This window comes from Arthrobacter sp. NQ7 (genome assembly GCF_029581595.2).
Classification (GTDB): Bacteria; Actinomycetota; Actinomycetes; order Actinomycetales; family Micrococcaceae; genus Arthrobacter; species Arthrobacter phenanthrenivorans_B.
In genome coordinates this window covers 1-22,064 of record NZ_JARFXU020000004.1, presented here as the reverse complement: position 1 = coordinate 22,064, position 22,064 = coordinate 1, and the positions used below count along the sequence as shown (strand labels likewise).

The 22,064-nt window shown below is 66.6% G+C and carries 20 protein-coding genes; 11 read left to right on the top strand and 9 right to left on the bottom strand.

Annotated elements, in window-relative coordinates:
- Positions 1 to 99 precede the first annotated feature (99 nt).
- From tpiA to PUN71_RS06340, 3 genes are all read left to right on the top strand, one after another.
- Positions 100 to 915: a triose-phosphate isomerase gene (tpiA, locus tag PUN71_RS06350; protein WP_277797737.1), complete on the top strand. Its 816-nt coding sequence runs from the start codon at positions 100 to 102 to the stop codon at positions 913 to 915.
- A 48-nt stretch (positions 916 to 963) separates the two neighbouring features.
- On the top strand, positions 964 to 1,221 hold the full coding sequence (gene secG / locus PUN71_RS06345; protein ID WP_043454779.1) for a preprotein translocase subunit SecG: 258 nt from the start codon (positions 964 to 966) through the stop codon (positions 1,219 to 1,221).
- Positions 1,222 to 1,346: 125 nt separating this feature from the next.
- Entirely contained in the window at positions 1,347 to 1,742 is a 396-nt protein-coding gene (locus PUN71_RS06340; protein ID WP_277797736.1) for an RNA polymerase-binding protein RbpA, read from the top strand.
- Here the strand turns inward: PUN71_RS06340 and pgl are convergent.
- The 6 genes from pgl to tkt are packed head-to-tail and all read right to left on the bottom strand — an operon-like array spanning position 1,695 to position 9,912.
- Entirely contained in the window at positions 1,695 to 2,513 is an 819-nt protein-coding gene (pgl, locus tag PUN71_RS06335; RefSeq protein ID WP_043454776.1) for a 6-phosphogluconolactonase, read from the bottom strand. The genes PUN71_RS06340 and pgl overlap by 48 nt on opposite strands.
- Positions 2,503 to 3,444 (bottom strand): glucose-6-phosphate dehydrogenase assembly protein OpcA, encoded by a 942-nt coding sequence (locus PUN71_RS06330; RefSeq protein ID WP_043454775.1) that lies wholly within the window; start codon positions 3,442 to 3,444, stop codon positions 2,503 to 2,505. The genes pgl and PUN71_RS06330 overlap by 11 nt, the downstream gene beginning before the upstream one ends.
- Positions 3,441 to 5,000, bottom strand: a complete 1,560-nt coding sequence (gene zwf / locus PUN71_RS06325) for a glucose-6-phosphate dehydrogenase (protein ID WP_043454773.1) — start codon at positions 4,998 to 5,000, stop codon at positions 3,441 to 3,443. The genes PUN71_RS06330 and zwf overlap by 4 nt, the downstream gene beginning before the upstream one ends.
- A gap of 14 nt (positions 5,001 to 5,014) precedes the next feature.
- Positions 5,015 to 6,646 carry a phosphoglucose isomerase-related protein gene (locus PUN71_RS06320; RefSeq protein ID WP_043454772.1) on the bottom strand — a complete coding sequence of 544 codons (1,632 nt, stop codon included), beginning with the start codon at positions 6,644 to 6,646 and terminating at the stop codon, positions 5,015 to 5,017.
- Positions 6,647 to 6,651: 5 nt separating this feature from the next.
- Positions 6,652 to 7,767, bottom strand: coding sequence for a transaldolase (tal, locus tag PUN71_RS06315; RefSeq protein ID WP_277797735.1), 1,116 nt, complete (start codon positions 7,765 to 7,767; stop codon positions 6,652 to 6,654).
- 27 nt (positions 7,768 to 7,794) lie between these two features.
- A complete protein-coding gene (gene tkt / locus PUN71_RS06310) occupies positions 7,795 to 9,912 on the bottom strand; it encodes a transketolase (RefSeq protein WP_043454856.1) in 2,118 nt (705 codons plus the stop codon).
- A 518-nt stretch (positions 9,913 to 10,430) separates the two neighbouring features.
- Between tkt and PUN71_RS06305 the strand changes: the two genes are divergently transcribed.
- Positions 10,431 to 11,390, top strand: a complete 960-nt coding sequence (locus tag PUN71_RS06305; protein ID WP_043454769.1) for a heme o synthase — start codon at positions 10,431 to 10,433, stop codon at positions 11,388 to 11,390.
- A 205-nt stretch (positions 11,391 to 11,595) separates the two neighbouring features.
- On the top strand, positions 11,596 to 13,860 hold the full coding sequence (locus tag PUN71_RS06300) for a SulP family inorganic anion transporter (protein ID WP_277797734.1): 2,265 nt from the start codon (positions 11,596 to 11,598) through the stop codon (positions 13,858 to 13,860).
- 139 nt (positions 13,861 to 13,999) lie between these two features.
- Here PUN71_RS06300 and PUN71_RS06295 read toward each other — a convergent pair whose 3' ends face one another.
- From PUN71_RS06295 to PUN71_RS06285, 3 genes are read right to left on the bottom strand one after another with little or no spacing between them, the layout of a single operon-like run.
- Entirely contained in the window at positions 14,000 to 14,962 is a 963-nt protein-coding gene (locus tag PUN71_RS06295) for a COX15/CtaA family protein (protein ID WP_043454767.1), read from the bottom strand.
- Between the two features lie 7 nt (positions 14,963 to 14,969).
- The gene (locus PUN71_RS06290; protein ID WP_277797733.1) at positions 14,970 to 15,737 is read right to left on the bottom strand and encodes an ABC transporter permease; all 768 of its coding nucleotides are present in this window, start codon (positions 15,735 to 15,737) and stop codon (positions 14,970 to 14,972) included.
- Positions 15,734 to 16,702: an ABC transporter ATP-binding protein gene (locus PUN71_RS06285; protein WP_277797732.1), complete on the bottom strand. Its 969-nt coding sequence runs from the start codon at positions 16,700 to 16,702 to the stop codon at positions 15,734 to 15,736. The genes PUN71_RS06290 and PUN71_RS06285 overlap by 4 nt, the downstream gene beginning before the upstream one ends.
- A gap of 156 nt (positions 16,703 to 16,858) precedes the next feature.
- Between PUN71_RS06285 and PUN71_RS06280 the strand changes: the two genes are divergently transcribed.
- Genes PUN71_RS06280 through PUN71_RS06255 form a run of 6 tightly spaced genes read left to right on the top strand, consistent with a single transcriptional unit; the run spans position 16,859 to position 21,928 of the window.
- The gene (locus PUN71_RS06280) at positions 16,859 to 17,665 is read left to right on the top strand and encodes a helix-turn-helix transcriptional regulator (RefSeq protein WP_277797731.1); all 807 of its coding nucleotides are present in this window, start codon (positions 16,859 to 16,861) and stop codon (positions 17,663 to 17,665) included.
- Positions 17,665 to 19,128, top strand: a complete 1,464-nt coding sequence (gene sufB, locus PUN71_RS06275; RefSeq protein WP_043454764.1) for a Fe-S cluster assembly protein SufB — start codon at positions 17,665 to 17,667, stop codon at positions 19,126 to 19,128. The genes PUN71_RS06280 and sufB overlap by 1 nt, the downstream gene beginning before the upstream one ends.
- Positions 19,128 to 20,369: a Fe-S cluster assembly protein SufD gene (sufD, locus tag PUN71_RS06270; RefSeq protein ID WP_043454762.1), complete on the top strand. Its 1,242-nt coding sequence runs from the start codon at positions 19,128 to 19,130 to the stop codon at positions 20,367 to 20,369. The genes sufB and sufD overlap by 1 nt, the downstream gene beginning before the upstream one ends.
- A gap of 20 nt (positions 20,370 to 20,389) precedes the next feature.
- On the top strand, positions 20,390 to 20,746 hold the full coding sequence (locus PUN71_RS06265) for a non-heme iron oxygenase ferredoxin subunit (RefSeq protein ID WP_277797730.1): 357 nt from the start codon (positions 20,390 to 20,392) through the stop codon (positions 20,744 to 20,746).
- Between the two features lie 42 nt (positions 20,747 to 20,788).
- Positions 20,789 to 21,583, top strand: coding sequence for a Fe-S cluster assembly ATPase SufC (gene sufC / locus PUN71_RS06260; protein WP_043454759.1), 795 nt, complete (start codon positions 20,789 to 20,791; stop codon positions 21,581 to 21,583).
- A gap of 12 nt (positions 21,584 to 21,595) precedes the next feature.
- On the top strand, positions 21,596 to 21,928 hold the full coding sequence (locus PUN71_RS06255; RefSeq protein WP_018761278.1) for a metal-sulfur cluster assembly factor: 333 nt from the start codon (positions 21,596 to 21,598) through the stop codon (positions 21,926 to 21,928).
- The last annotated feature ends 136 nt before the right edge of the window (positions 21,929 to 22,064 follow it).

The following is a 22,064-nucleotide window of genomic DNA, read 5'->3' as shown; positions in this document are numbered from 1 at the left end:
GCTGTCCCGCAGTAACCGGACCATGCAGTCCTCCGGCCGGCAGGTTGCCCGCGGCAGCCTGCCGGCCGAACACATATCAAGAACTTTTTTGGAGATTACGTGACTACGTCAACGAACGGCGCTTTCGACCGCAAGCCCTTCATCGCGGGCAACTGGAAAATGAACATGGACCACGTGCAGGGCATCACCCTCCTGCAGAAGCTGGCCTGGACCCTCTCTGACGCCAAGCATGACTACAGCCGCGTCGAGGTGGCCGTTTTCCCGCCGTTCACCGATCTCCGCGGTGTCCAGACCCTGGTCCAGGGCGACGACCTGCAGGTCGCCTACGGCGGCCAGGACCTGTCGCAGTTCGATTCCGGTGCCTACACGGGTGACATCTCCGGCCAGTTCCTGGCCAAGCTGGGCTGCTCCTACGTCCTCGTCGGCCACAGCGAACGCCGCACCATCCACAACGAGTCGGACGAGGTCCTCAATGCCAAGGTGAAGGCGGCCTTCAAGCACGGCCTCGTTCCCGTCCTCTGCGTGGGGGAGGGCCTGGAAATCCGCCAGGCAGGGACCCATGTGGAGCACACCCTGGCGCAGCTCCGCGCCGGGGTGGCAGGACTCACCAAAGAGCAGGCATCTGATCTCGTCGTTGCCTACGAACCCGTCTGGGCCATCGGCACCGGCGAGGTGGCAGGCCCGGAGGATGCACAGGAGATGTGCGCCGCTATCCGCGCGGAACTGGAAAGCATCTTCGATGCCGATGTTGCGGCCAGGACCCGACTGCTCTACGGCGGTTCGGTCAAGGCCAACAATGCGGCCGCCATCCTGAAGGAGCGCGATGTCGACGGCCTGCTGGTGGGTGGCGCCAGCCTCGATCCTGCCGAGTTTGCTAATATTGTCAGGTTCGAGAGCCACCTGGTCGCGGACTAGTCCCACACCAGCGCATACTCCCGCAATCCCAACTCCCGAAAGGCCGTCGTGGACGTTCTTCATGTCATCCTGCAGATCCTCCTGGGCATCACGAGCCTCCTGCTGACGCTCCTGATCCTCCTGCACAAAGGCCGCGGCGGTGGGTTGTCCGACATGTTCGGCGGCGGCATGAGCTCGGGCCTGAGCTCTTCCGGTGTGGCCGAACGCAACCTCAACCGCTTCACCATCATCCTGGGTGTCACCTGGGGCGTGGTGATCATCGCCCTCGGCCTGATCATGCGGTTCAGCGGCGGCGGGGATTCCTGACCCCAGGGCCTGGCACAAGGTACTTTCGGCCCTCCCGGCCCTCGGACCTGCCCTTTAAACTGTGGCTGTCGGTTTCCGGCAGCCACAGTTTTTTGTTCAACGGCGCCTAACGTCAGGGAGTTGTTATGGTCCATCCAGCATCAGGTTTCCGGGGAACCCGCGCCGGAGTGGTGGCGGGTTCCGGATCGAGCCTGCATCCGAACGACTCGTCCTCCCAGCCCCCGCCCCGTATCCGCGTGTCCTATTGGTGTGCGAGCGGGCATGAGACCCAGCCTGTGTTCCTGAAAATGCCCGAAGACCAGATCCCCCGGACGTGGGACTGCAGGCGTTGCGGAGCGCCGGCTACCCGGGACGGCCAGGCCGCGGCACCTGAGGACCTGTTTGACGAGGGTTACAAGACGCACTTGGAATACGTTAAAGAACGGCGCTCCGACCAGGACGCCGAAGACGTCCTGGCCGGAGCGCTGGAAAGGCTACGCGCCCGCGGCGTCCTTCCGGACCAGCTGCTGCGGGACGCGTGAGGCCGCGTTCTCGTCGATCAGCCACAGGGTGCGGGAGGTTCCCCTGGGGCCGGAGGCAGGCACCTGCACGGGATTGGCTCCCGCCAATGCCAGTCCCACCGCGCCGGCCTTATCTTCCCCGGCCACAACCATCCACACCTCAGCCGCCGTATTGATGGCGGGAAGGGTAAGGGAGATCCGCAGCGGGGGCGGCTTGGGGGAGTTCCGGACACCCACCACGGTCTTGTCCTTTTCACGGATCCCGGCCTGCTCCGGGAACAGCGAGGCGATGTGGGCGTCGGGTCCGACGCCCAGGAGCACCACATCGAGGCGGGGGAGAGTTGAGGGCTCCTCCGGCCTGTCGTCGGACATGTCAGCGGCGTGCTCCGCTGCTGCGGCGTCCCGGAGTTGGCGGGCGTAGTCCTCAGCCGCTTCCTCGGGGGAACCGAACTCGTCCGTGGAACCCGGTGAGTGCACCCGGTCCGGATCCACCGGTATATGTGACAGCAAGGCGTCATATGCCTGCTTGGTGTTCCGGTCCGGGTCATCCGAGCCAACGAAGCGTTCGTCGCCCCACCAGAAGTTGACCTTTGACCAGTTGACGGCAGGCGCCGCGGGAGAATCCGCGACGGCCTTCAACGTACCGATCCCCACGGTTCCCCCGGTGAGCACCACGGTGGCTTCGCCGTACTTGTCCTGGACATCAACGAGCTTGGTGATCAGGCGTGCCGCAATGGCGGCCATGAGGACGGACGAATCAGGATGGATGCTTACTCGTGGGTCAACGCTCACTGGGTCGGACGCTCCTTAGATTGGTACGTGGCAGTCCAATAGTAATCACTTCGCCAAATACTTCGTCGGGGTCAAGCCGCCGGAGTTCTTCGGCAAGGCAATCGCGGAGGCTGCGGCGTGGGAGGGAGATCCGTTGGGCCGGTTGGCCGGGTTGGGTGAGCTCGGCGACCGAGAGTCCGGGGCGGAAGAGCTGGACATCGCCGCCGGGGCGGCTGAGACGGACACGGCGTATTCCGGTTCCGGCCGGGTCCGCGACGATGGTGACGGGGGCGTCCAGCGTCAGGGTGAGCCAGGCGGCCAGCAGGATGGTCGAGGGTGAGTCGGAGGCCCCTTCGACGGCGACGGCCGTGACAGGTGAGGAGTCCACTTCGTCCAGGGCCGCGGCCAGCTGGATCCGCCAGTTGGTCAGCCGGGTCCAGGCAAGGTCGGTGTCGCCGGCCTTGTAGGTGTGGTGGATCCTCTCCAGCGCGGCCTGCGGGTCGGGTTCGTTCGCGGAGTCGGTGATCCGGCGGTGCGCGATTGCGCCGATGGAGGTTTCGCAGGCGTTCTCCGGGGCTCCGTGCGGCCACCAGGCCACGATCGGAGCGTCCGGAAGCAGCAAAGCTGCGACCAGGGACTCGGATTCGCGCGCGAGCTGTCCGTAGCCGCGCAGCACGATCACCTCCGAGGCACCCGCGTCCCCGCCGACGCGGATCTGCGCGTCGAGCCGGTCCTGCGCGTCCTTGCCGGCGTCGGCGAGGACGATGATCCGGCAGGGGTGTTCGCGGGAGGCGTCGTTCGCGGCCTCGATCGCTTCTTCCTCAAGCCCTGACTTGGTCACGACCACCAGGGTCAGGACCCGGCCCAGGGCAATCACGCCGCCCTGCTCGCGCAGGGCCATGAGCTTCTTGGAGACCTTAGAGGTGGTGGTGTCGGGCAGGTTTACGATCATGGCCTTCTCCAGGTTCGTCCGTCACGGGCCAGCAGTTCATCGGCGCTGGCCGGGCCCCAGGAGCCTGGGGCGTAGGGCTCGGGCTGCTCGTTCAGCGAGGCCCAGTATTCCTCGAACGGGTCAAGGATCTTCCAGGACAGCTCCACTTCCTCGTGCCGCGGGAACAGCGGCGGCTCACCGAGCAGCACATCCAGGATCAACCGTTCATAAGCCTCCGGGGAGGACTCGGTGAACGAGTGCCCGTAGCCGAAATCCATGGTCACGTCGCGGACTTCCATCTGGGTGCCGGGGACCTTGGAACCGAACCGGATGGTGACGCCCTCATCGGGCTGGACCCGGATCACCACGGCGTTCTGCCCGAAATCATCCTCGCCATGGTCACGGAACAACAGGTTCGGTGCGCGCTTGAAGACCACCGCGATCTCGGTGACCCGCCGGCCCAGGCGCTTGCCGGCGCGCAGGTAGAAGGGCACCCCGGACCAGCGGCGGGTATGGATGTCCACCCGGATCGCCGCGTAGGTTTCCGTGGTCGAATCGGCAGGGATGCCTTCCTCTTCCAGGTAGCCCTGGACCTGTTCGCCGCCCTGCCAGCCACCGGTGAACTGCCCCCGCGCCGAATGCGTGGACAGATCCTCGGGGAGCTTGACCGCGGCGAGGACCTTTTCCTTCTCCGCGCGCAGGTCATCGGCGTTGAACGAGATGGGCTCTTCCATCGCCGTGAGCGCCAGCAGCTGCAGCAGGTGGTTCTGGATTACGTCGCGGGCCGCGCCCACGCCGTCGTAATACCCTGCCCGGCCGCCCGTGCCGATGTCCTCCGCCATGGTGATCTGGACATGGTCCACATAGTTCGCGTTCCACAGCGGCTCGAACAACTGGTTCGCGAAGCGCAGCGCCAGGATGTTCTGTACCGTCTCCTTGCCCAGGTAGTGGTCGATCCGGAACACCGCGTCCGGCGGGAACACCGATTCGACAATGTCGTTCAACTGCCGCGCCGATTCAAGGTCGTGCCCGAATGGTTTCTCGATCACCACGCGCCGCCACTTGTCCCCGTCGGCCTGCGCCAGGCCGTGCTTGGACAACTGACGGCAGACCTGCTCGAACGCCTTCGGTGGAATCGAGAGGTAGAACGCATGGTTTCCCCGGGTGCCCCGGACGTCGTCGAGTTCCTTGATCGTCTCGCCGAGCCGCTCGAACGCGGCGTCGTCGTCGAACTCGCCCTGGACAAACCGGATGCCCTCGGACAACTGGTTCCAGACCGCCTCATCAAACGGCGTGCGCGCATGCGCCTGCACCGACGCCTTGACCTCGGCGGCGAAATCCTCCTTGTCCCATTCCCGGCGGGCAAAACCCACCAGCGCGAAACTCGGCGGCAACAACCCCCGGTTCGCCAGGTCATACACCGCGGGCATCAACTTCTTCCGGGCCAAGTCACCCGTGACCCCAAACAACACAAGCGACGAGGGACCGGCAATCCGGTTCAAGCGGCGGTCGCGCGGATCCCGCAACGGATTACGCCCGCGGCCCGCGCCTTTCCTGCCGTATTCAGTTTCTGGCATGGTGCTTCTGTGCCTTAGCTTTCGGTTGCGGATGCGCGGGTGGACAGGGCAGAGACGAGGTCCTGCAACTGGGCAACGCCCGCGGCACGGTCGGTCAGGTGGAGGCGCAGCACGGGACGGCCGTGCTCACCCAGGACCTGCGCGTCGCCGGCAGCCTGGGCGGCGATGAGCTCGCCGAACGTAAAGGGCCGGTCCGGGATGGCAAGGTCCCCGGCGGGCTCGGCTGTGACCTGGAGGAACACGCCGATGGCCGGACCACCCTTGTGGAACTGTCCGGTGGAGTGCAGGAAGCGGGGGCCCCAGCCGAAGGTTACGGGCCGTCCCGTTGTGGCTGCGAGCTCATCACGGATTCCCTCCAGGCCGGCGAACGCGAGCCGGTCGAAGTATGCCTGGACGCTCAGGTAGCTGTCCGCAGCAAGCGTGCCGAGCAGCGCTTTGACTGCGCCTTCGGCAGTTGAAGCGTCTCCCAGCCAGTCGCCGCCGCGCACCTCGATGGCCCCGTCAACGAATGCTGCGGGCGTCGGCTCGGGCTGGGCATCCAGCAGGCCGCGCGCCGCCACCTTGGCAGCTTCGACGTCGGGCTGGTCGAAGGGGTTGATCCCCAGCAGCCTGCCCGCCACCGCCGTGGCGAACTCCCACACCATCATCTGGGTGGCAAGGCCGCCGGCGATGGCCACCTGGTCTTCGCCGAGTTCGACGTCGGCATCCGGGGCGACGAGGCGCACCACCAGGACGTCGGGAGCACCCGAGGTGACCTCCGGAGCATTTGGACCCGCCACCACCGGCAGGACGCCGGTGCCCAGCTTGCCCGTGGATTCGGCGATGAGCTGTTCGGCCCAGTCCGCGAACCCAACAATGCCGGAGCCGTCTTCCGCGATGACGATCTTGTTCCGCAGGGGGGTGGTCCCACCCAGCGCCGTGCCCAGGGCAAGGCCGATGTTCTCGGGAGCGTCGTCGTTGAGGATTTCGGCAGCTTCTTCCGCCTCGTCCAGGAATGCCTGGATGTCCACGCCGGCCAGGCCGGAGGGGACCAGGCCGAACGCGGTCAGGGCCGAATAACGGCCGCCAACGTTGGGGTCCGCGTTGAAGACGGCGCGGTAGCCTGCTTCGCGGGATGCCTTGTCCAGCGGCGAACCCGGATCCGTGACGATGATGATTCGGCTCTTGGCGTCGAGGCCGGCTTCGGTGAAAGCCTGCTCGAAAATGCGCCGCTGCGAGTCGGTTTCCAAGGTGGAGCCGGACTTGGACGAGACCACGATCGCGGTTTCGGCCAGCCGGTCCGCCAGGGCGGCACGGACCTGGTCCGGGTCCGTGCTGTCCAGCACTGTCAGCTCGACGCCGGCGGTACCCGCAATGACCTCGGGGGCCAGCGAGGATCCACCCATGCCGCAGAGCACGATCCTGCTGACACCCTCGCCACGCAAAGCGTCACGGAGTTCCAGGATGTCCTTGACCAAAGGCTGTGAAACGGTTGCGGCTTCCACCCAGCCGAGCCGGATTGCCGACTCGGCTTCGGCGTCCGGACCCCACAGGGTGTGGTCCTTGGCGAAGATCCGGGTGGCGATCCTGTCCTCGACGAGGGCGGGAAGGTGCTGTTCAAGCGCCTGCTGGGCAGCGCCGGTGGCGTCGTAGCTGAGAGTGCTCATAGGTGTTAGGAAGCCTTTCGTGCAGAGGCGAGGGCGCCTTCGACGTCGGCCAGGAGTTCCTTCCAGCTGGCCACGAACTTGTCCAGGCCTTCGGTTTCAAGGAGCGCGACGACGTCGTTGTAGCTGACGCCCAGCTTTTCCAGGGCGTCGAGGGTTGCGTTCGCCTCATCATAGGTGCCGGTGACGGTATCGCCGGTGACCACGCCGTGGTCGAACGTGGCGTCCAGGGTCTTCTCCGGCATGGTGTTCACCACGCCCGGTGCCACGAGTTCGGTGACGTAGAGGGTGTCCGGGTAGGCCGGGTCCTTGACGCCGGTCGAGGCCCAGAGGGGGCGCTGGGGGAGTGCGCCGGCATCCGCCAGGAGGGCCCAGCGCTCGGTGGCAAAGAGCTCCTCGTAGACCTGGTAGGCAAGGCGGGCGTTGGCAACCCCGGCCTTGCCCTTGAGGGCCTTGGCCTCCTCCGTGCCGATCTTGTCCAGGCGCTTGTCGATCTCGGTGTCGACGCGGGAGACGAAGAACGAGGCGACCGAGTGGATCCTGGAGAGGTCATGGCCGTTCTCCTTTGCCCGCTCCAGCCCGGACTGGAAGGCGTTGATGACGGCGCGGTAGCGCTCCAGGGAGAAGATCAGGGTCACGTTGACGCTGATGCCCTCTGCCAGGGTTGCCGTGATGGCTTCGAGGCCTTCAACCGTCGCAGGAATCTTGATGAGGACGTTGTCCTTGTTGACGCGCTGGAAAAGGTGCTTGGCCTCGGCGATGGTTCCGGCGGTGTCCCAGGCAAGCCGGGGGTCGACCTCGATGGAGACGCGTCCATCCACGCCCTTCGTGGCGGCAGCCACGGGGGCGAAGAGATCGCAGGCGTCGGCGACGTCGGTGGTGGTGATCTCGAAGATGGTGTCTTCGACGCTGGCACCTGCGGCTGCCTTGGCGGCAATGATGTGGTCGTAGTCCGTGCCGGAGGTGATCGCAGCGTGGAAGATCGACGGGTTGGTGGTGACGCCAACGACGTTCTTCTCTTCGATGAGCTTGCGGAGCGTGCCGGTTTCCAGGCGTCCGCGGGAGAGGTCGTCGAGCCAGATGGAGACTCCGGCGTCGGAGAGCTGCTGGGTGGGAGTAGTCATGGTGTTTATCTCCTCAAAGATTGGTGATCAGGCCTGGAGGCTGGAGAGTGAGTCCTTGGCGGCGGCGGCCACTGCCTCCGCCGTGATGCCGAACTCCTGGAAGAGGCGCTTGTAGTCGGCGGAAGCGCCGTAGTGCTCGAGGCTGACGGAACGGCCGGCATCGCCGACGAATTCGCGCCAGCCCAGGGCGAGGCCTGCTTCGACGGACACGCGTGCCTTGACGGCTGCCGGCAGGACGGATTCGCGGTATGCCGCGTCCTGCTTCTTGAACCATTCGACGCAGGGCATGGAGACAACCCGGGCTGCAATGCCCTCGGACTGCAGGGCTTCGCGTGCCTGGACGGCCAGCTGGACCTCGGAGCCCGTGGCGATCAGGATGACGTCGGCCGGAACCGTGGCGCCGTCCTTCGATGCCTCGGCCAGGACGTAGCCGCCCTTTGCCACGCCGGCGGTGGAAGCGAAGGTGTCGCCATCGGCGTCGCCCTCCCCGCGTTCCCAGGTGGGAATGTTCTGGCGGGTCAGGACGATGCCTGCCGGGTTGGCGTGGTTTTCGAGCATGGTCTTCCACGCGGCAGCCACTTCGTTGGCGTCACCGGGGCGGACCACGTCCAGGCCCACGATGGCGCGCAGCGAGGCGAGCTGTTCCACCGGCTGGTGGGTGGGGCCGTCCTCGCCCAGGCCGATGGAGTCGTGCGTCCAGACGTACAGCGACGGAACGCCCATCAGGGCGCCGAGGCGGATGGCGGGGCGCTGGTAGTCGCTGAAGATCAGGAACGTTCCGGAGAAGGCCCGGGTGTTGCCGGCCAGGCTGATGCCGTTGACGATCGATGCGGCGGCGTGCTCGCGGATGCCGAAGTGCAGGACGCGGCCGTACGGGTTGCCCGACCAGGCACCGGTCTGCTTTGATGCCGGGACGAAGGACGGGGAGCCTTCGATGGTGGTGTTGTTGGACTCGGCGAGGTCGGCGGAACCGCCCCACAGCTCGGGCAGGACCGGGCCCAGGGCGTTGAGGACCTTGCCGGATGCCGCGCGGGTGGAAACGTCCTTGCCGGCCGGGAAGACCGGAAGCGCCGCATCGACGCCCTCGGGGAGTTCCTGCGCCTCGATGCGCTGCAGCAGTGCCGCGCCTTCGGGGTTGGCAGCCTGCCACGCGTTGAAGGACTCTTCCCATTCCTTGCGCTCGGAGGCGCCGCGCTCCACAACCTTGCGGGCGTGGTCCAGGACCTCCTGGTCGACCTGGAAGGACTTGGCGGGGTCGAAGCCCAGGACTTCCTTCAGCGCTGCGACTTCCTCGGCGCCGAGCGCGGAACCGTGGATCTTGCCCGTGTTCTGCTTCTTGGGGGCCGGGTAGCCGATGATGGTCCGCAGCGAGATGATGGACGGCTTGGAGGTTTCGGCCTTGGCCGCGAGCAGGGCGCTGTAGAGCTCCTGGACGTCCTCCTTGTATTCCCCGGTGCGGGTCCAGTCCACGCGCTGGGTGTGCCAGCCGTAGGCCTCATAGCGCTTCAGGACATCCTCGGTAAAGGCGATGTCAGTGTCGTCCTCGATGGAGATGTGGTTCTCGTCGTAGATGACCACGAGGTTGCCGAGCTCCTGGTGGCCGGCCAGCGACGAGGCTTCAGCCGTGACGCCTTCCTGCAGGTCGCCGTCGGAAGCAATAACCCAGATGGTGTGGTCAAAGGGCGACTCGCCAGCCGGCGCGTCTGCGTCGAACAGGCCGCGCTGGCGGCGCTGCGAGTAGGCAAAGCCCACCGAGGAGGCCAGGCCCTGGCCGAGCGGACCGGTGGTGATCTCCACACCGGCGGTGTGCTTGTACTCGGGGTGGCCCGGGGTCAGGGAACCCCAGGTGCGGAGGGCCTCGAGGTCCTTCAGTTCCAGCCCGTAGCCCGACAGGAACAGCTGGATGTACAGCGTCAGCGACGTGTGGCCGGGGGACAGGACGAAACGGTCGCGGCCCAGCCACTGGGGATCACGCGGATCATGGCGCATCAGCTTCTGGAACAGCAGGTAGGCGGCCGGCGCCAGGCTCATCGCGGTACCCGGGTGGCCGTTGCCCACCTTCTCCACGGCGTCGGCGGCCAGGACACGGATGGTGTCCACGGCACGCTGGTCCAGGCTGGTCCATGACAGTTCTTGCTCTTCCAAATGTGGCACGAAAACCGGGCCCCTCTCTTTGCTGGTGGCGGTGGTACACGGGGTTCGGTCAAAGGCGCCCTGTGTGGCGCCCGCTGCCGTTGCGTACCAGCCGTCCACCATCGAAACGTTGATCCTTGATTCCAGTCACGGACAGCGTAGGGAATGCGTTTTCCACTGCTTTCCTGCTGCGTGCTGATCTGGTGACAGCTTAGCTCTTATCCATACTGCGGGCGGTGCAAATCTCACGTTGTGGACGCAATTTCCCCTTTTGTGAATCACCATTCCGTGAGGTTGAGTTAATCTGCTCGAATCGGTGCGCGAGCAATCATCTGCGCATACGGCGGGGCCGGGACACGGCCTGCGGCGCGGTATGATATTCGGAGGCCAACACCGGGTGGGCATTGCTGTCGCCGCCCGGAGTTCCCCGGCTGTTGCACGCACCAGGCGCTTTTCCTCCCTCGTGTTGTGCCCGGGTCCGGGCCGCACGACCGGAGCTGCTTGCCAGCCTCAACTGCCACACAGAACGGGTGACTGCCACCGTGAGCACAACAGATACGCCCCTGAACGCATCCCGGGCCGCAGGTTCCGGGTTTGCCCGCAAGGCCAAGGCGTATCTCGCCCTCACCAAGCCGCGCGTGATCGAGCTCCTCCTGGTCAGCACACTGCCCACCATGATCTACGCCGAGCGCGGCTTCCCGTCCCTTGGGCTGATCCTGGCCACGCTGGTCGGTGGAGCCTTCGCCGCGGGCAGCGCGGGGGCCTTCAACTGCTACATCGACCGCGACATCGACAAGCTGATGCACCGAACGGAAAACAGGCCGCTGGTCACCGGCGAAGTGACCCCCCGCGAGGCCCTGGTCTTCTCCTGGCTGCTGGGGGCGGCATCCATCGTGATCCTGTGGTTTGGCGCCAATCCGCTGTCGGCGTGGCTGGGCCTGGGGGCCATCTTCTTCTACGTGGTCATCTACACGATGATCCTCAAGCGCCGCACCGCGCAGAATATTGTCTGGGGCGGCGCGGCCGGTTGCTTCCCCGTGCTGATCGCGTGGGCCGCCGTCACGAACTCCGTCGAATGGCCGGCAGTGATCCTGTTCATGGTGATCTTCCTGTGGACCCCGCCGCACTACTGGCCCCTGTCCATGCGCTACGGCGAGGACTACCGAAACGCGAACGTTCCCATGCTCGGCGCCATCGCCGGGGCCAAGGTGGTATCCGTCCAGGTGGTCCTCTACGCCTGGGCCATGGTGGCCTGCTCGCTGCTCATGATCCCGGCCGGGGGTGCGGGCTGGGTCTATACCGTCACCGCGGTCCTCGCGGGAGCCTGGTTCCTGTATGAATCGCACGCGCTGTATGCCCGTGCCCAGCGCGAGGATATTCCGGATAAGCGCGCCATGAAGGTCTTCCACGGATCGATCAGCTACCTGACCCTGCTGTTCATCGCCCTAGCGGTGGACCCCTTCGTCGGAAACGCGATCATGGCCGGCTAGCAAGGCCGGTCCCGCAGAGGCGGCTCCCACGTGGCGTGGGGGCCGCCTCTCTGGTTTAAGCGGCAAGGCTTTCCCCGGGTCCGGGCTCACCTTCAGGCCCCTCGAATTCGTGTGACAGGTTTGTCATATGCGTCACTTTTACTGTCATTGACAGTGACGGGCTGCTTACGGTGGAGCGGACCCTGCCCCCGAGCAAAGGAAAACCATGGAAGCCCGTCCCACCGCAGCCACCGCCCCCAGCCACAGCCCGCCGGGAGGCCGGGGCAGCCGTTTCAGGTTCCACCGTCCGGCCGCCACCATGCACCTTGCCGCCGATGTACCGGCCTCCCTGGTGGTGTTCCTCGTGGCCCTTCCCCTCTCGCTTGGCATCGCAGCAGCGTCGGGGGCACCCATCATGGCCGGACTCATTGCCGCCGCCGTCGGCGGCATCGTGGCCGGCAGCCTCGGCGGCTCACCGCTCCAGGTGAGTGGACCCGCCGCCGGACTGACCGTCGTCGTCGCCGGCCTTGTCCAGGAATTCGGCTGGCAGGTTACCTGCGCCATCACCGCAGCGGCCGGCGTCGTGCAGCTCCTGCTGGGGATCAGCCGCGTGGGCAGGGCCGCCCTCGCCGTTTCGCCGGTGGTGGTCAAGGCCATGCTCGCCGGAATCGGCATCACCATCATCCTGCAGCAGCTCCACGTACTCCTCGGCGGACAGCCCGCCGGCTCGGCACTGGAAAACCTCGCCGGGCTGCCGTCGGCCATCACCAACCTTGAACTGCACGCGGCACTGCTCGGACTGGCCGTGGTGGCAATCCTCCTGTGCTGGAAGTTCCTGCCGGCCGCTGTCCGCCGCGTTCCCGGCCCCCTGGCGGCCGTGGCAGCAGGGACCGCTTTGGCCGTCGCCTTTGCGCCGGGCGTGAAGCGCATCGCACTGGACGGTTCGATTTTCGATGCCATCGCGCTGCCTCAGCTTCCGGACGGCAACTGGCGCGCCTTTGCCTTTGCCGTCCTGACCATGGCACTGATCGCCAGCATCGAATCACTGCTGTCAGCCGTGGCGGTGGACAAGATGCACACCGGCACCCGGACCAACCTGAACCGGGAGCTGGTCGGCCAGGGCGCCGCGAACATTGTGTCCGGCTCACTGGGAGGCCTGCCCGTGACCGGCGTCATTGTCCGCAGTGCCACCAACGTGGAAGCGGGCGCGGCGACCCGGGCCTCCGCGGTACTGCACGGCGTGTGGGTCCTGGCCTTCTCCGCCCTCTTTGCCGGATTGATCCAGCTGATCCCGCTGGCGGTCCTGGCCGGCCTCCTGGTGGTGATCGGCGCGCGCCTGATCAAGGTGGCTGACATCCGGACCAGCCTGCGCACCGGCGACCTGGCCATTTACGCTGTGACGCTGGCCTGCGTGGTGTTCCTGAACCTGCTCGAAGGCGTGATGATCGGCCTGGCCCTGGCCGCCGTCAGTGTGCTGTGGCGCGTCCTGCGGGCCCCCATCCAGGCCCACCCGCCTGCCGCGCCGTCAATTCCCTGGCGGGTGACCATCGGAGGTTCATGCAGCTTCTTCGCCCTGCCGCGGCTCAACAGCACGCTGCAGGCCGTGCCGTCCGGAGCCAGCGTGATGGTGGAGCTCAACGCCGATTACGTGGACCATCCCTTCCGGGAAGCCCTGCTCGCCTGGCAACAGCAGCACCAGGCCACTGGCGGCAACGTACGCCTCGAGGAGCACGGCAACACCGTGTTCCACGACGCCGCAGACCGCGCACCGCGGCGGGAAGTGGCCACGGAACTGCCCCTGCCGCCCCGGAAGGAGCCGCTGCTGCATGGCATCGACCGGTACCACCGGCGGTTTGCCCACCAGGTCCGGCCGCTGGTCCATGACCTCACGGAAACGCAGAACCCGGACAGCCTGTTCGTGGCCTGTGTTGATTCCCGCGTGAACCCGAACCTGATCACCAGCAGCGGCCCCGGGGACCTGCTCACCCTTCGGAACATCGGCAACGTGGTGTGCGGCCACGGCCGTGACGCATCCATCGATTCGGCCCTGTCCTTCGCGGTGGACGGCCTGGGGGTGCAGTCGCTGGTGATTTGCGGACATTCCAATTGCGGTGCCATGAAGGCCGTGCTCGCGGAAGCCGGGGGCGGGGACAACCGTTCCCTCGGCGACGCATTCGTGAAGTGGCTCGACCATGCCCGGCCGGCTTACACGGAGCTGTTGGCGGGCCATCCGGTCGGCAGGCAGGCCGCCGCAGCCGGTTACGGCAGGGTGGACCAGCTGGCCATGGTGAACGTGGCGGTGCAGCTGGCGAAACTGCAGGAACATCCGGTCGCGGGGCCCGCGCTGGCATGCGGCCGCGTGCAGGCAACGGGACTGTTCTACGACATCGCCACGGCGCGTGTCCTGCAGATCACGGCGGACTCCATTGAGAGCCTGGACCCGGCGTTCGACGGCGGCCTGCGGACCGCCGCCGTTTCCCCGGGCCGCTAGGACTGCAGACCCGCAGGAAGTGCCCGAACCGCCAGGCGCCCCGGTCCGCAATGGACCGGGGCGCCCCGTGCTTTGAGAGTGTGGCGTGTCCTGAAGCCGGAATCCAACGATTTCCTGGGCCTCCCGGGACTGCCGGGACCTACCGCCCCGGCCGGGAGGTCTCCTGCGGGCTGGAGTGGGCAATGTCCCACGCGTTGGTCGATGCCGCCATCAGCAGCGCAGCACCCAGCATGTGGGCAGCAACCAACAATGCGGGAATGCCGTTGTAGTACTGCGTGAACCCGATGATTGCCTGCAGCACGGTGACCCCCAGGAGAGCCAGGACGGCTGCGCGGAAGGGGCCCCTGATGCGTCGCCTAACGACCAGGACGAGGGCCACCAGCGTACCGGCGGTCACCAGGTACGCCGGCACGGCGTGGATGTGGGAGAACAGGTCCCAGTCAAGGTTGTTGCGGGGCGCATCAGCGTCCCCGGCATGCGGGCCGGCGCCCGTAACCACCACGCCGAGCATCACGGCGACGGCCGAGAAGAGGGCGACGGCGGCCGTCACCGGGCGCAGGGCGGCGGGCAGGGCGGCGGGGTGGGATGCAAGGAAGCGGCCCGTCCGGCCGAAGGCCCGGTTCACCAGGAGGGTGGCAAAGACCACCAGGGCCATGGACACCAGGAAGTGCAGGCCCACTACCCACGGGTTCAGGTTGGTCAGGACGGTGACACCGCCGATGATCGCCTGCGCCGGGATGCTGGCCAGCAGCCCGAGGGCCAGGAGGAAGAGGTCCCGGCGTTCCTTCCGGAGGTTCCACAGGTACACCAGCATCAGGGCTGCGACGGCGGCCAGCGCGAAGGTCAGGAGCCGGTTTCCGAACTCGATGAAGCCGTGGATGCCCATTGCGGGGGTGTTCACCAGGGAATCAGACGTGCAGCGGGGCCATGTGGGGCATCCCAGGCCTGACGCGGTCAGGCGGACGGCGCCGCCGGTCACCACCAGGAGTGTCTGGCCGATCAGCGAGGCGACGGCGAGGCGGCGGACGCGGACGTCCACGGTGCGGGGGAGCCGCGAGGCCAGGCGGCCGGCGAACTGGGGGAGGCGTGAAGCCGTGGTCACGATTATCTCAATTCCACTTGAACCAACGGATGGCTGCTGCTCCGGCGATGGCCGTCCAGAGGAGCAGGATGAGGGGGGCGCCGCCGTTGACGGCACCATCCAGGAAGGCTGCGCGCATCGACTCGCCCAGGGCGCCGGACGGCAGGAAATGCACAACCGCCTGGGCGGCAGCAGGCAGCCGTTCGGCCGGGATGACGATCCCGCCCATGGCGCCCAGCAGGATCCAGAGGAGATTGGTGATGGCCAGCGTTGCCTCAGGCCTGACCGTTCCCGCAACCAGCAGGCCCAGGGCGGTGAACGCCGCCGCGCCCAGCGCGAGCAGGGCCAGCCCCGGAAGCCAGCCCGCCGCCGTCGGCTGCCACCCCAGCGTCAGGGCGACAAGGCCCACCACCACCACCTGGACGCACAGGACGGCCAGGACGGACAGGACCTTGCCGGCGATCAGGCCGCCCCTGCCCAGGGGCGTGGTGGAGAGGAACCGGAGTACGCCGTAGCGGCGGTCGAAGCCGGTGGCGATGCCCTGACCGGTGAAAGCCGTGGACATGGCACACAGGGCAAGGATTCCTGGAACGGCCACGTTGATGCGGCTGGAGCCCATCCCGTCCAGGAAGGGTGTGACCGTCAAACCGACGAGCGCCAGCAGCGGCAGCACCACCGCAAGGATCAGCTGTTCGCCGTTGCGCAGCATGGTCAGCGCCTCGTATTTTCCCTGCAGGAGGACACGCCGGAGCAGGGACGCCGGCTGCTGCGTCTCCAGGCCAGCTGCGTTGCTCATCGGATGTCCTTTCCTGAAATGTCCAGAAAGACGTCTTCAAGGCTACGCGCCTCGAGGCTCATTGATGCGGGCATGATCCCCTTCTCTTCCCACCACTGGGCAAGGGCGGAGAGGTGGCGCGGGGTCAGGACGCCGGTCACGGAATAGCTTCCGGCCCGGGTTTCGGAGATGTCGACGCCGGCCGGCAGCACCGCTGACAGGTCAAGGCCGGCAGGTCCCTCGAACGCCAGAGTCCGGACGTGGTCGCCGCCCTGGCCGGCAGCCGGGCTGCGCTGCAGCAGTTCCTGCACCGTCCCCTCGGCCACGTTGCGTCCGCCGTCGATGATGTAGACATAGTCGGCCAGGCGCTGGGCGTCGTCCATGAGGTGCGTGGTCAGGATGATCCCCATGCCGCTGTTGCGCAGTTCGGCGATCAGGTCGAACACCAGCTGCCGGGACTGGGGGTCCAGGCCTGCACTGGGCTCGTCCAGGAACAGGACCTCGGGGCGTCCGATGAGGGCGGCGGCCAGTGCCAGCCGCTGCTTCTGGCCGCCCGACAGCCGGCGGACGCTGGTCCGGCTGAAGGTATCGATGGCGAGCCTGCCCACCAGGTCCTCCAGCGGCCAGGGCCGCGCGTACAGCCCGCCGATGTGCCGCAGCAGGGGCAGGGGCCGGGCGGAGGGCGGAAGTCCGCCGTCCTGCAGCATGACACCGACGCGGGAGCGCAGGTCCGCGCCGGCCGTTGCAGGGTCCTGGCCCAGGAGTGAGATGCTGCCGCCGGTGCGCTTTTGCAGGCCCTGCGCGCATTCGAGGGTTGTGGTTTTCCCGGCGCCGTTGGCGCCGAGCAGGGCGGTGACCTGGCCGCGTTCGGCCACCAGGGAGACGCCGCTGACAACCCGAAGCATCTTTCCGTCCAGGCTGGAAAGGGGGCCGACGTCCTTGATGAGCCCATGGATGGACAGGACGGGGGACTGGGGGGATCGCACCACAATATTCTACGGGACGTAGTATTTTCTTACGTCCGGGTCGGGAAGCCCTTCGACTCGACCGGTCCCGTGGTCACATTCCGTCGGCAACCAAAGGTCAGCCTGTCCTTACTGGAGCCCGGGACTAAATTACGACATGATTGTGTTGTGTATTCCATGACCAACGCTACAGCTGTGCCCGTGGCCGGCCCCGGGACTGGTGGATCCAGTCCTCTGGCCGATGCCGACGAGCGGACCCGGGACCGGGTCCTCGCTGCCGTCCTGGAGCACGGCCCCGTCAGTGCGGCCGAACTGGGGGACATGCTGGGATTCACCCCGGCCGCCGTCCGGCGCCACCTGGACCACCTGTCGCGCGCAGGCGTCATCGAAGTCAAGCGGGTGGCCAAACCCGGAGCGCGCGCCGGCCGTCCGGCCCGCCGCTACGTCCTGAGTTCCCAGGGCCAGTCAAGCCTCGGCAACGATTACCTGGACATCGCCGCCCTTGCGCTCCAGCAGCTGCAAAAGGTTGCGGGACCTGACGCGGTCCGGGCCTTCGCCGTCGAACGTTTCGCGGACATGGAGCGCCGCTACGCACCCGAAATCGAGCAGGCCGGCCCGGATATCCGGGACCGGGCCAAGGCCCTGTCAGCCGCCCTCAGCCGCGACAACTTCGTTGCGTCCACGGCCACCATCGAGGCCAAGGCGCCCCTTCCTGCGGCGCTCTCCAGCGTGCAGCTCTGCCAGGGACACTGCCCCATCCAGCAGCTTGCAGCCCGGTTCCCGGTGTTTTGCGACGTCGAAACCGAGGTCTTCTCAAGGCTGGTGGGAGTCGATGTCCGCAGGCTATCCACGCTGGCCCGCGGCGGCCACGTCTGCACCACCCACATTCCTACAGGCAGGCTGTCTGCCAAACCGGCCCCCGCGCCGGCTGCAGCCCCCGCCGGCCTGGACGAAGAAATCAACCATCAGCAAGAAAGGCCGTGATGACGGACCAACTATCAGAGAAAGCAGTAGCCGAAAACACTGTGATCTCGGAGATTCTGGAAAAGAATCCCGAGCTCCATGGCATCGGCAACTACGAGTACGGCTGGGCCGACAAGAACGACGTCGGCGCCAATGCACGGCGTGGTCTCGATGAAGAGGTAGTCCGGGACATTTCGGCCAAGAAGAGCGAACCCGAGTGGATGCTCGACCTGCGCCTGAAGGGCCTGAAGTACTTCGACCGCAAGCCCATGCCCACCTGGGGTGCAGACCTCTCCGGCATCGACTTCGACAACATCAAGTACTTCGTCCGCTCCACCGAGAAGCAGGCCGCCACCTGGGAGGACCTGCCCGAGGACATCCGCAACACGTACGAGAAGCTGGGCATCCCGGAAGCCGAGCGCAGCCGCCTGGTCTCGGGCGTTGCCGCGCAGTACGAGTCCGAGGTGGTGTACCACCAGATCCGTGAGGACCTCGAGGCCCAGGGCGTCATCTTCCTGGACACGGACACTGCACTGAAGGAACACCCGGAGATCTTCCAGGAGTACTTCGGCACCGTGATCCCGGTGGGCGACAACAAGTTCGCGTCGCTGAACACCGCCGTCTGGTCGGGCGGCTCCTTCGTGTACGTGCCCAAGGGCGTCCACGTGGACATCCCGCTGCAGGCTTACTTCCGCATCAACACGGAAAACATGGGCCAGTTCGAGCGCACCCTGATCATCGCCGACGAGGACTCCTACGTCCACTACATCGAAGGCTGCACCGCGCCGATTTACACCTCTGACTCGCTGCACTCCGCCGTGGTGGAGATCATCGTGAAGAAGGGCGCCCGCGTCCGCTACACCACGATCCAGAACTGGTCGAACAACGTGTACAACCTGGTGACCAAGCGCGCGGTCTGCGAAGCCGGCGCCACCATGGAATGGGTGGACGGCAACATCGGCTCCAAGGTGACCATGAAGTACCCGGCCGTCTACCTGGTGGGCGAGCACGCCAAGGGCGAGACCCTGTCCATCGCGTTCGCCGGCGAAGGCCAGCACCAGGACACCGGTTCCAAGATGGTGCACATCGCGCCGAACACCAAGAGCTCCATCATCTCCAAGTCCGTTGCCCGCGGCGGCGGCCGTGCGGCCTACCGCGGCCTGGTGCAGGTCCGCGAAGGCGCCAAGCACTCGGCCAACACCGTGCGCTGCGACGCCCTGCTGGTGGACACCATTTCACGCTCTGACACCTACCCGTACATCGACATCCGCGAGGACGATGTCCAGCTGGGACACGAGGCCACCGTTTCCCGCGTCAGCGAGGAACAGCTGTTCTACCTCATGTCCCGCGGCATGCCCGAGGACGAGGCCATGGCCATGATCGTGCGCGGCTTCATTGAGCCGATCGCCCGTGAACTGCCCATGGAATACGCCCTTGAGCTGAACCGCCTCATCGAACTCCAGATGGAAGGATCCGTCGGTTAATGACTGCCGAAGCAACTACCGAGAAGGCCCGCATCGGCGCGCCGTCGATCGCCGGTTTCACCGAGGAGGGCGAACACCTCGTCGCCTCCAAGGTTGACCGCCACCACAGCCACGGCACGCAGGTCATGTCCTCGCGCGCCGAACGCCTTACCAGCCATGACGTGGCCGACTTCGCCCTGCCCAACGGCCGGGAAGAGGAATGGCGCTTCACCCCGGTGCGCGAACTGGCCAACCTGCTGTCCGACACCCCGTCGGAGGACGGCGCCCTGGGCGTCACCGTCGAGGCGCCGGCATCCGTGACGCAGCGGACCCTCCGCGCAGGTGAGGCCCCCCGTGGCGCCACCCTGGTGCCGGCCGACCGTGCCGCCGTCGTGGCCTCCGCCAACGCCGCGGACGCCCAGCTCATCTCCATCCCCGCGAACGCTGAACTGGACGCCCCCGTGCGCCTGGTCCTGACCGGCAACGGCGCGGGCCGCCGCACCAACTCGCACCTGGTCATCGAGGCCGGCGCGAACAGCCGTGCCGTGGTCATCATCGAGCACGACGGAGCAGCCGACCACAACGGCAACGTCGAGGTCCTGGTCCGCGACGGCGCCAAGCTGACCGTGGTTTCCGTGCAGCTCTGGGAAGACGACGCCAAGCACCTGGCACAGCACGACGCCGAGGTTGCCAAGGACGCCGTGTACAAGCACATCGCGGTGACCCTCGGCGGAAAGATCGTCCGCCTGAACTCCAACGTCCGCTTCGCCGGTGAAGGCGCCGAGGCAGAGCTCCTGGGCCTCTACTTCGCCGACGCCGGACAGCACCTTGAGCACCGCTCCTTCGTGGACCACAACAAGCCCAACTGCACGTCCAACGTCCTGTACAAGGGCGCGCTGCAGGGCAAGGGCGCGCACACCGTCTGGGTGGGCGACGTTCTGATTCAGAAGCAGGCAGAAGGCACCGACTCCTACGAGAAGAACCAGAACCTGGTCCTCACCGACGGCTGCCGCGCCGACTCCGTGCCGAACCTCGAGATCGAGACCGGCCTGATCGAGGGTGCCGGCCACGCCAGCGCCACCGGCCGCTTCGACGACGAGCACCTGTTCTACCTGATGGCCCGCGGCATCCCCGAGGACGTCGCCCGCCGCCTGGTGGTCCGTGGCTTCCTCAACGAGATCATCCAGCAGATCAAGGTCCCGGCCCTCGAAGAGCGGCTGACCGAAGCTGTTGAGCGCGAACTCGCGGCAATCGACTACTAGGGACAGGCAGGCAGGAACGTATGAGCGGGACTCCCAAGGGTGAGCTGGTATGCAGTGCCAGCGATATCCAGGTCAAGCAGGCGCTGCGCATCCTGGTCGACGGCTACCCTGTGGCCGTCGTCCGGGATTCGATGGGTGACATCCACGCCATCGGCGACACCTGCTCGCACGCGGACATTTCCCTGTCCGAGGGCGACGTGGAAGGCTGCACCATCGAGTGCTGGGGCCACGGCTCCCAGTTCGACCTGCGCAGCGGCCAGCCGCTCCAGCTCCCCGCCTACGATCCCGTGCCCGTCTTCGCCGTCGAACTCGACGGGGACGACGTCTACGTGGACGTCACCAACGTTTTGAACGGCGCGGCAGTAGACAACTACTGAGCGCCCGCAGCACCAGACTTACGAGCGAAAAGAAAGAAGAGCATGTCAACTCTTGAGATCAAGGACCTGCACGTCAGCATTGAGACGGAACAGGGCACCAAGGAGATCCTGAAGGGCGTCAGCCTGACCATCAGGACCGGCGAAACCCACGCCATCATGGGCCCGAACGGCTCCGGCAAGTCCACCCTGGCGTCCACCATCGCAGGACACCCCCGCTACACCGTCACCAGCGGCACCATCACCCTGGATGGCGAAGACGTGCTGGACATGAGCGTCGACGAGCGTGCCCGCGCCGGCCTCTTCCTGGCCATGCAGTACCCGGTGGAGGTTCCCGGCGTCACCATGACCAACTTCCTGCGCACCGCCAAGACCGCCATCGACGGCGAAGCACCCAAGCTGCGTACCTGGACCAAGGACGTCAAGGACGCCATGGAGAAGCTGCGCATCGACGCCGACTTCGCCCAGCGCAACGTCAACGAAGGCTTCTCCGGCGGTGAGAAGAAGCGCGTGGAGATCCTCCAGCTGGAGCTCTTCAAGCCCAAGTTCGCCGTCCTGGACGAAACCGACTCCGGCCTGGACGTGGACGCGCTGAAGATCGTGTCCGAGGGCGTCAACCGCGCGCACTCCGAGGGGAACATGGGCACGCTGCTCATCACCCACTACACCCGCATCCTGCGCTACATCAAGCCTGACTTCGTGCACGTGTTCGTGGACGGCCAGGTTGTCGAGGAAGGCGGCCCCGAGCTGGCCGACCGCCTCGAGGAAGAAGGCTACGACCGGTACGCCAAGGGCGCCGGCGCAGCCACCGTCGCGGCTCCCGCCGCAGTACAGGCCTAGTTAGGACTTGTCATGACCGAAATCAAGCCGGGCCGGACGGCCCTGGAGGACGTCGAAGAGGCGCTCAAGGACGTCATCGACCCTGAGCTCGGCGTCAACGTGGTGGACCTGGGGCTGTTGTACGGCCTCAAATACTCCGATGACGACGGTGCGCTCCTGATCGACATGACGCTCACCACCGCCGCCTGCCCTCTCACCGACGTGCTCGAGGAGCAGGTGGGCCAGGCGCTGGACGGCGTCGTGGACGACTGGCGGCTGAACTGGGTCTGGATGCCGCCATGGGGTCCCGAGCGGATCACCGACGACGGCAAGGACCAGATGCGGGCCCTCGGCTTCAACATCTAAAGTTCGACGACGGCGGGGGCCCCTCCCTCGGAGAGGGCGCCCCCCCCCCCTGTTCCCCCCCGGGCCCGCCCGGGGACCCCCCCCCCCACCATCGCGTGCTCCGACTTTTTGTTTTGTGGGGGGCTACAGAACAACA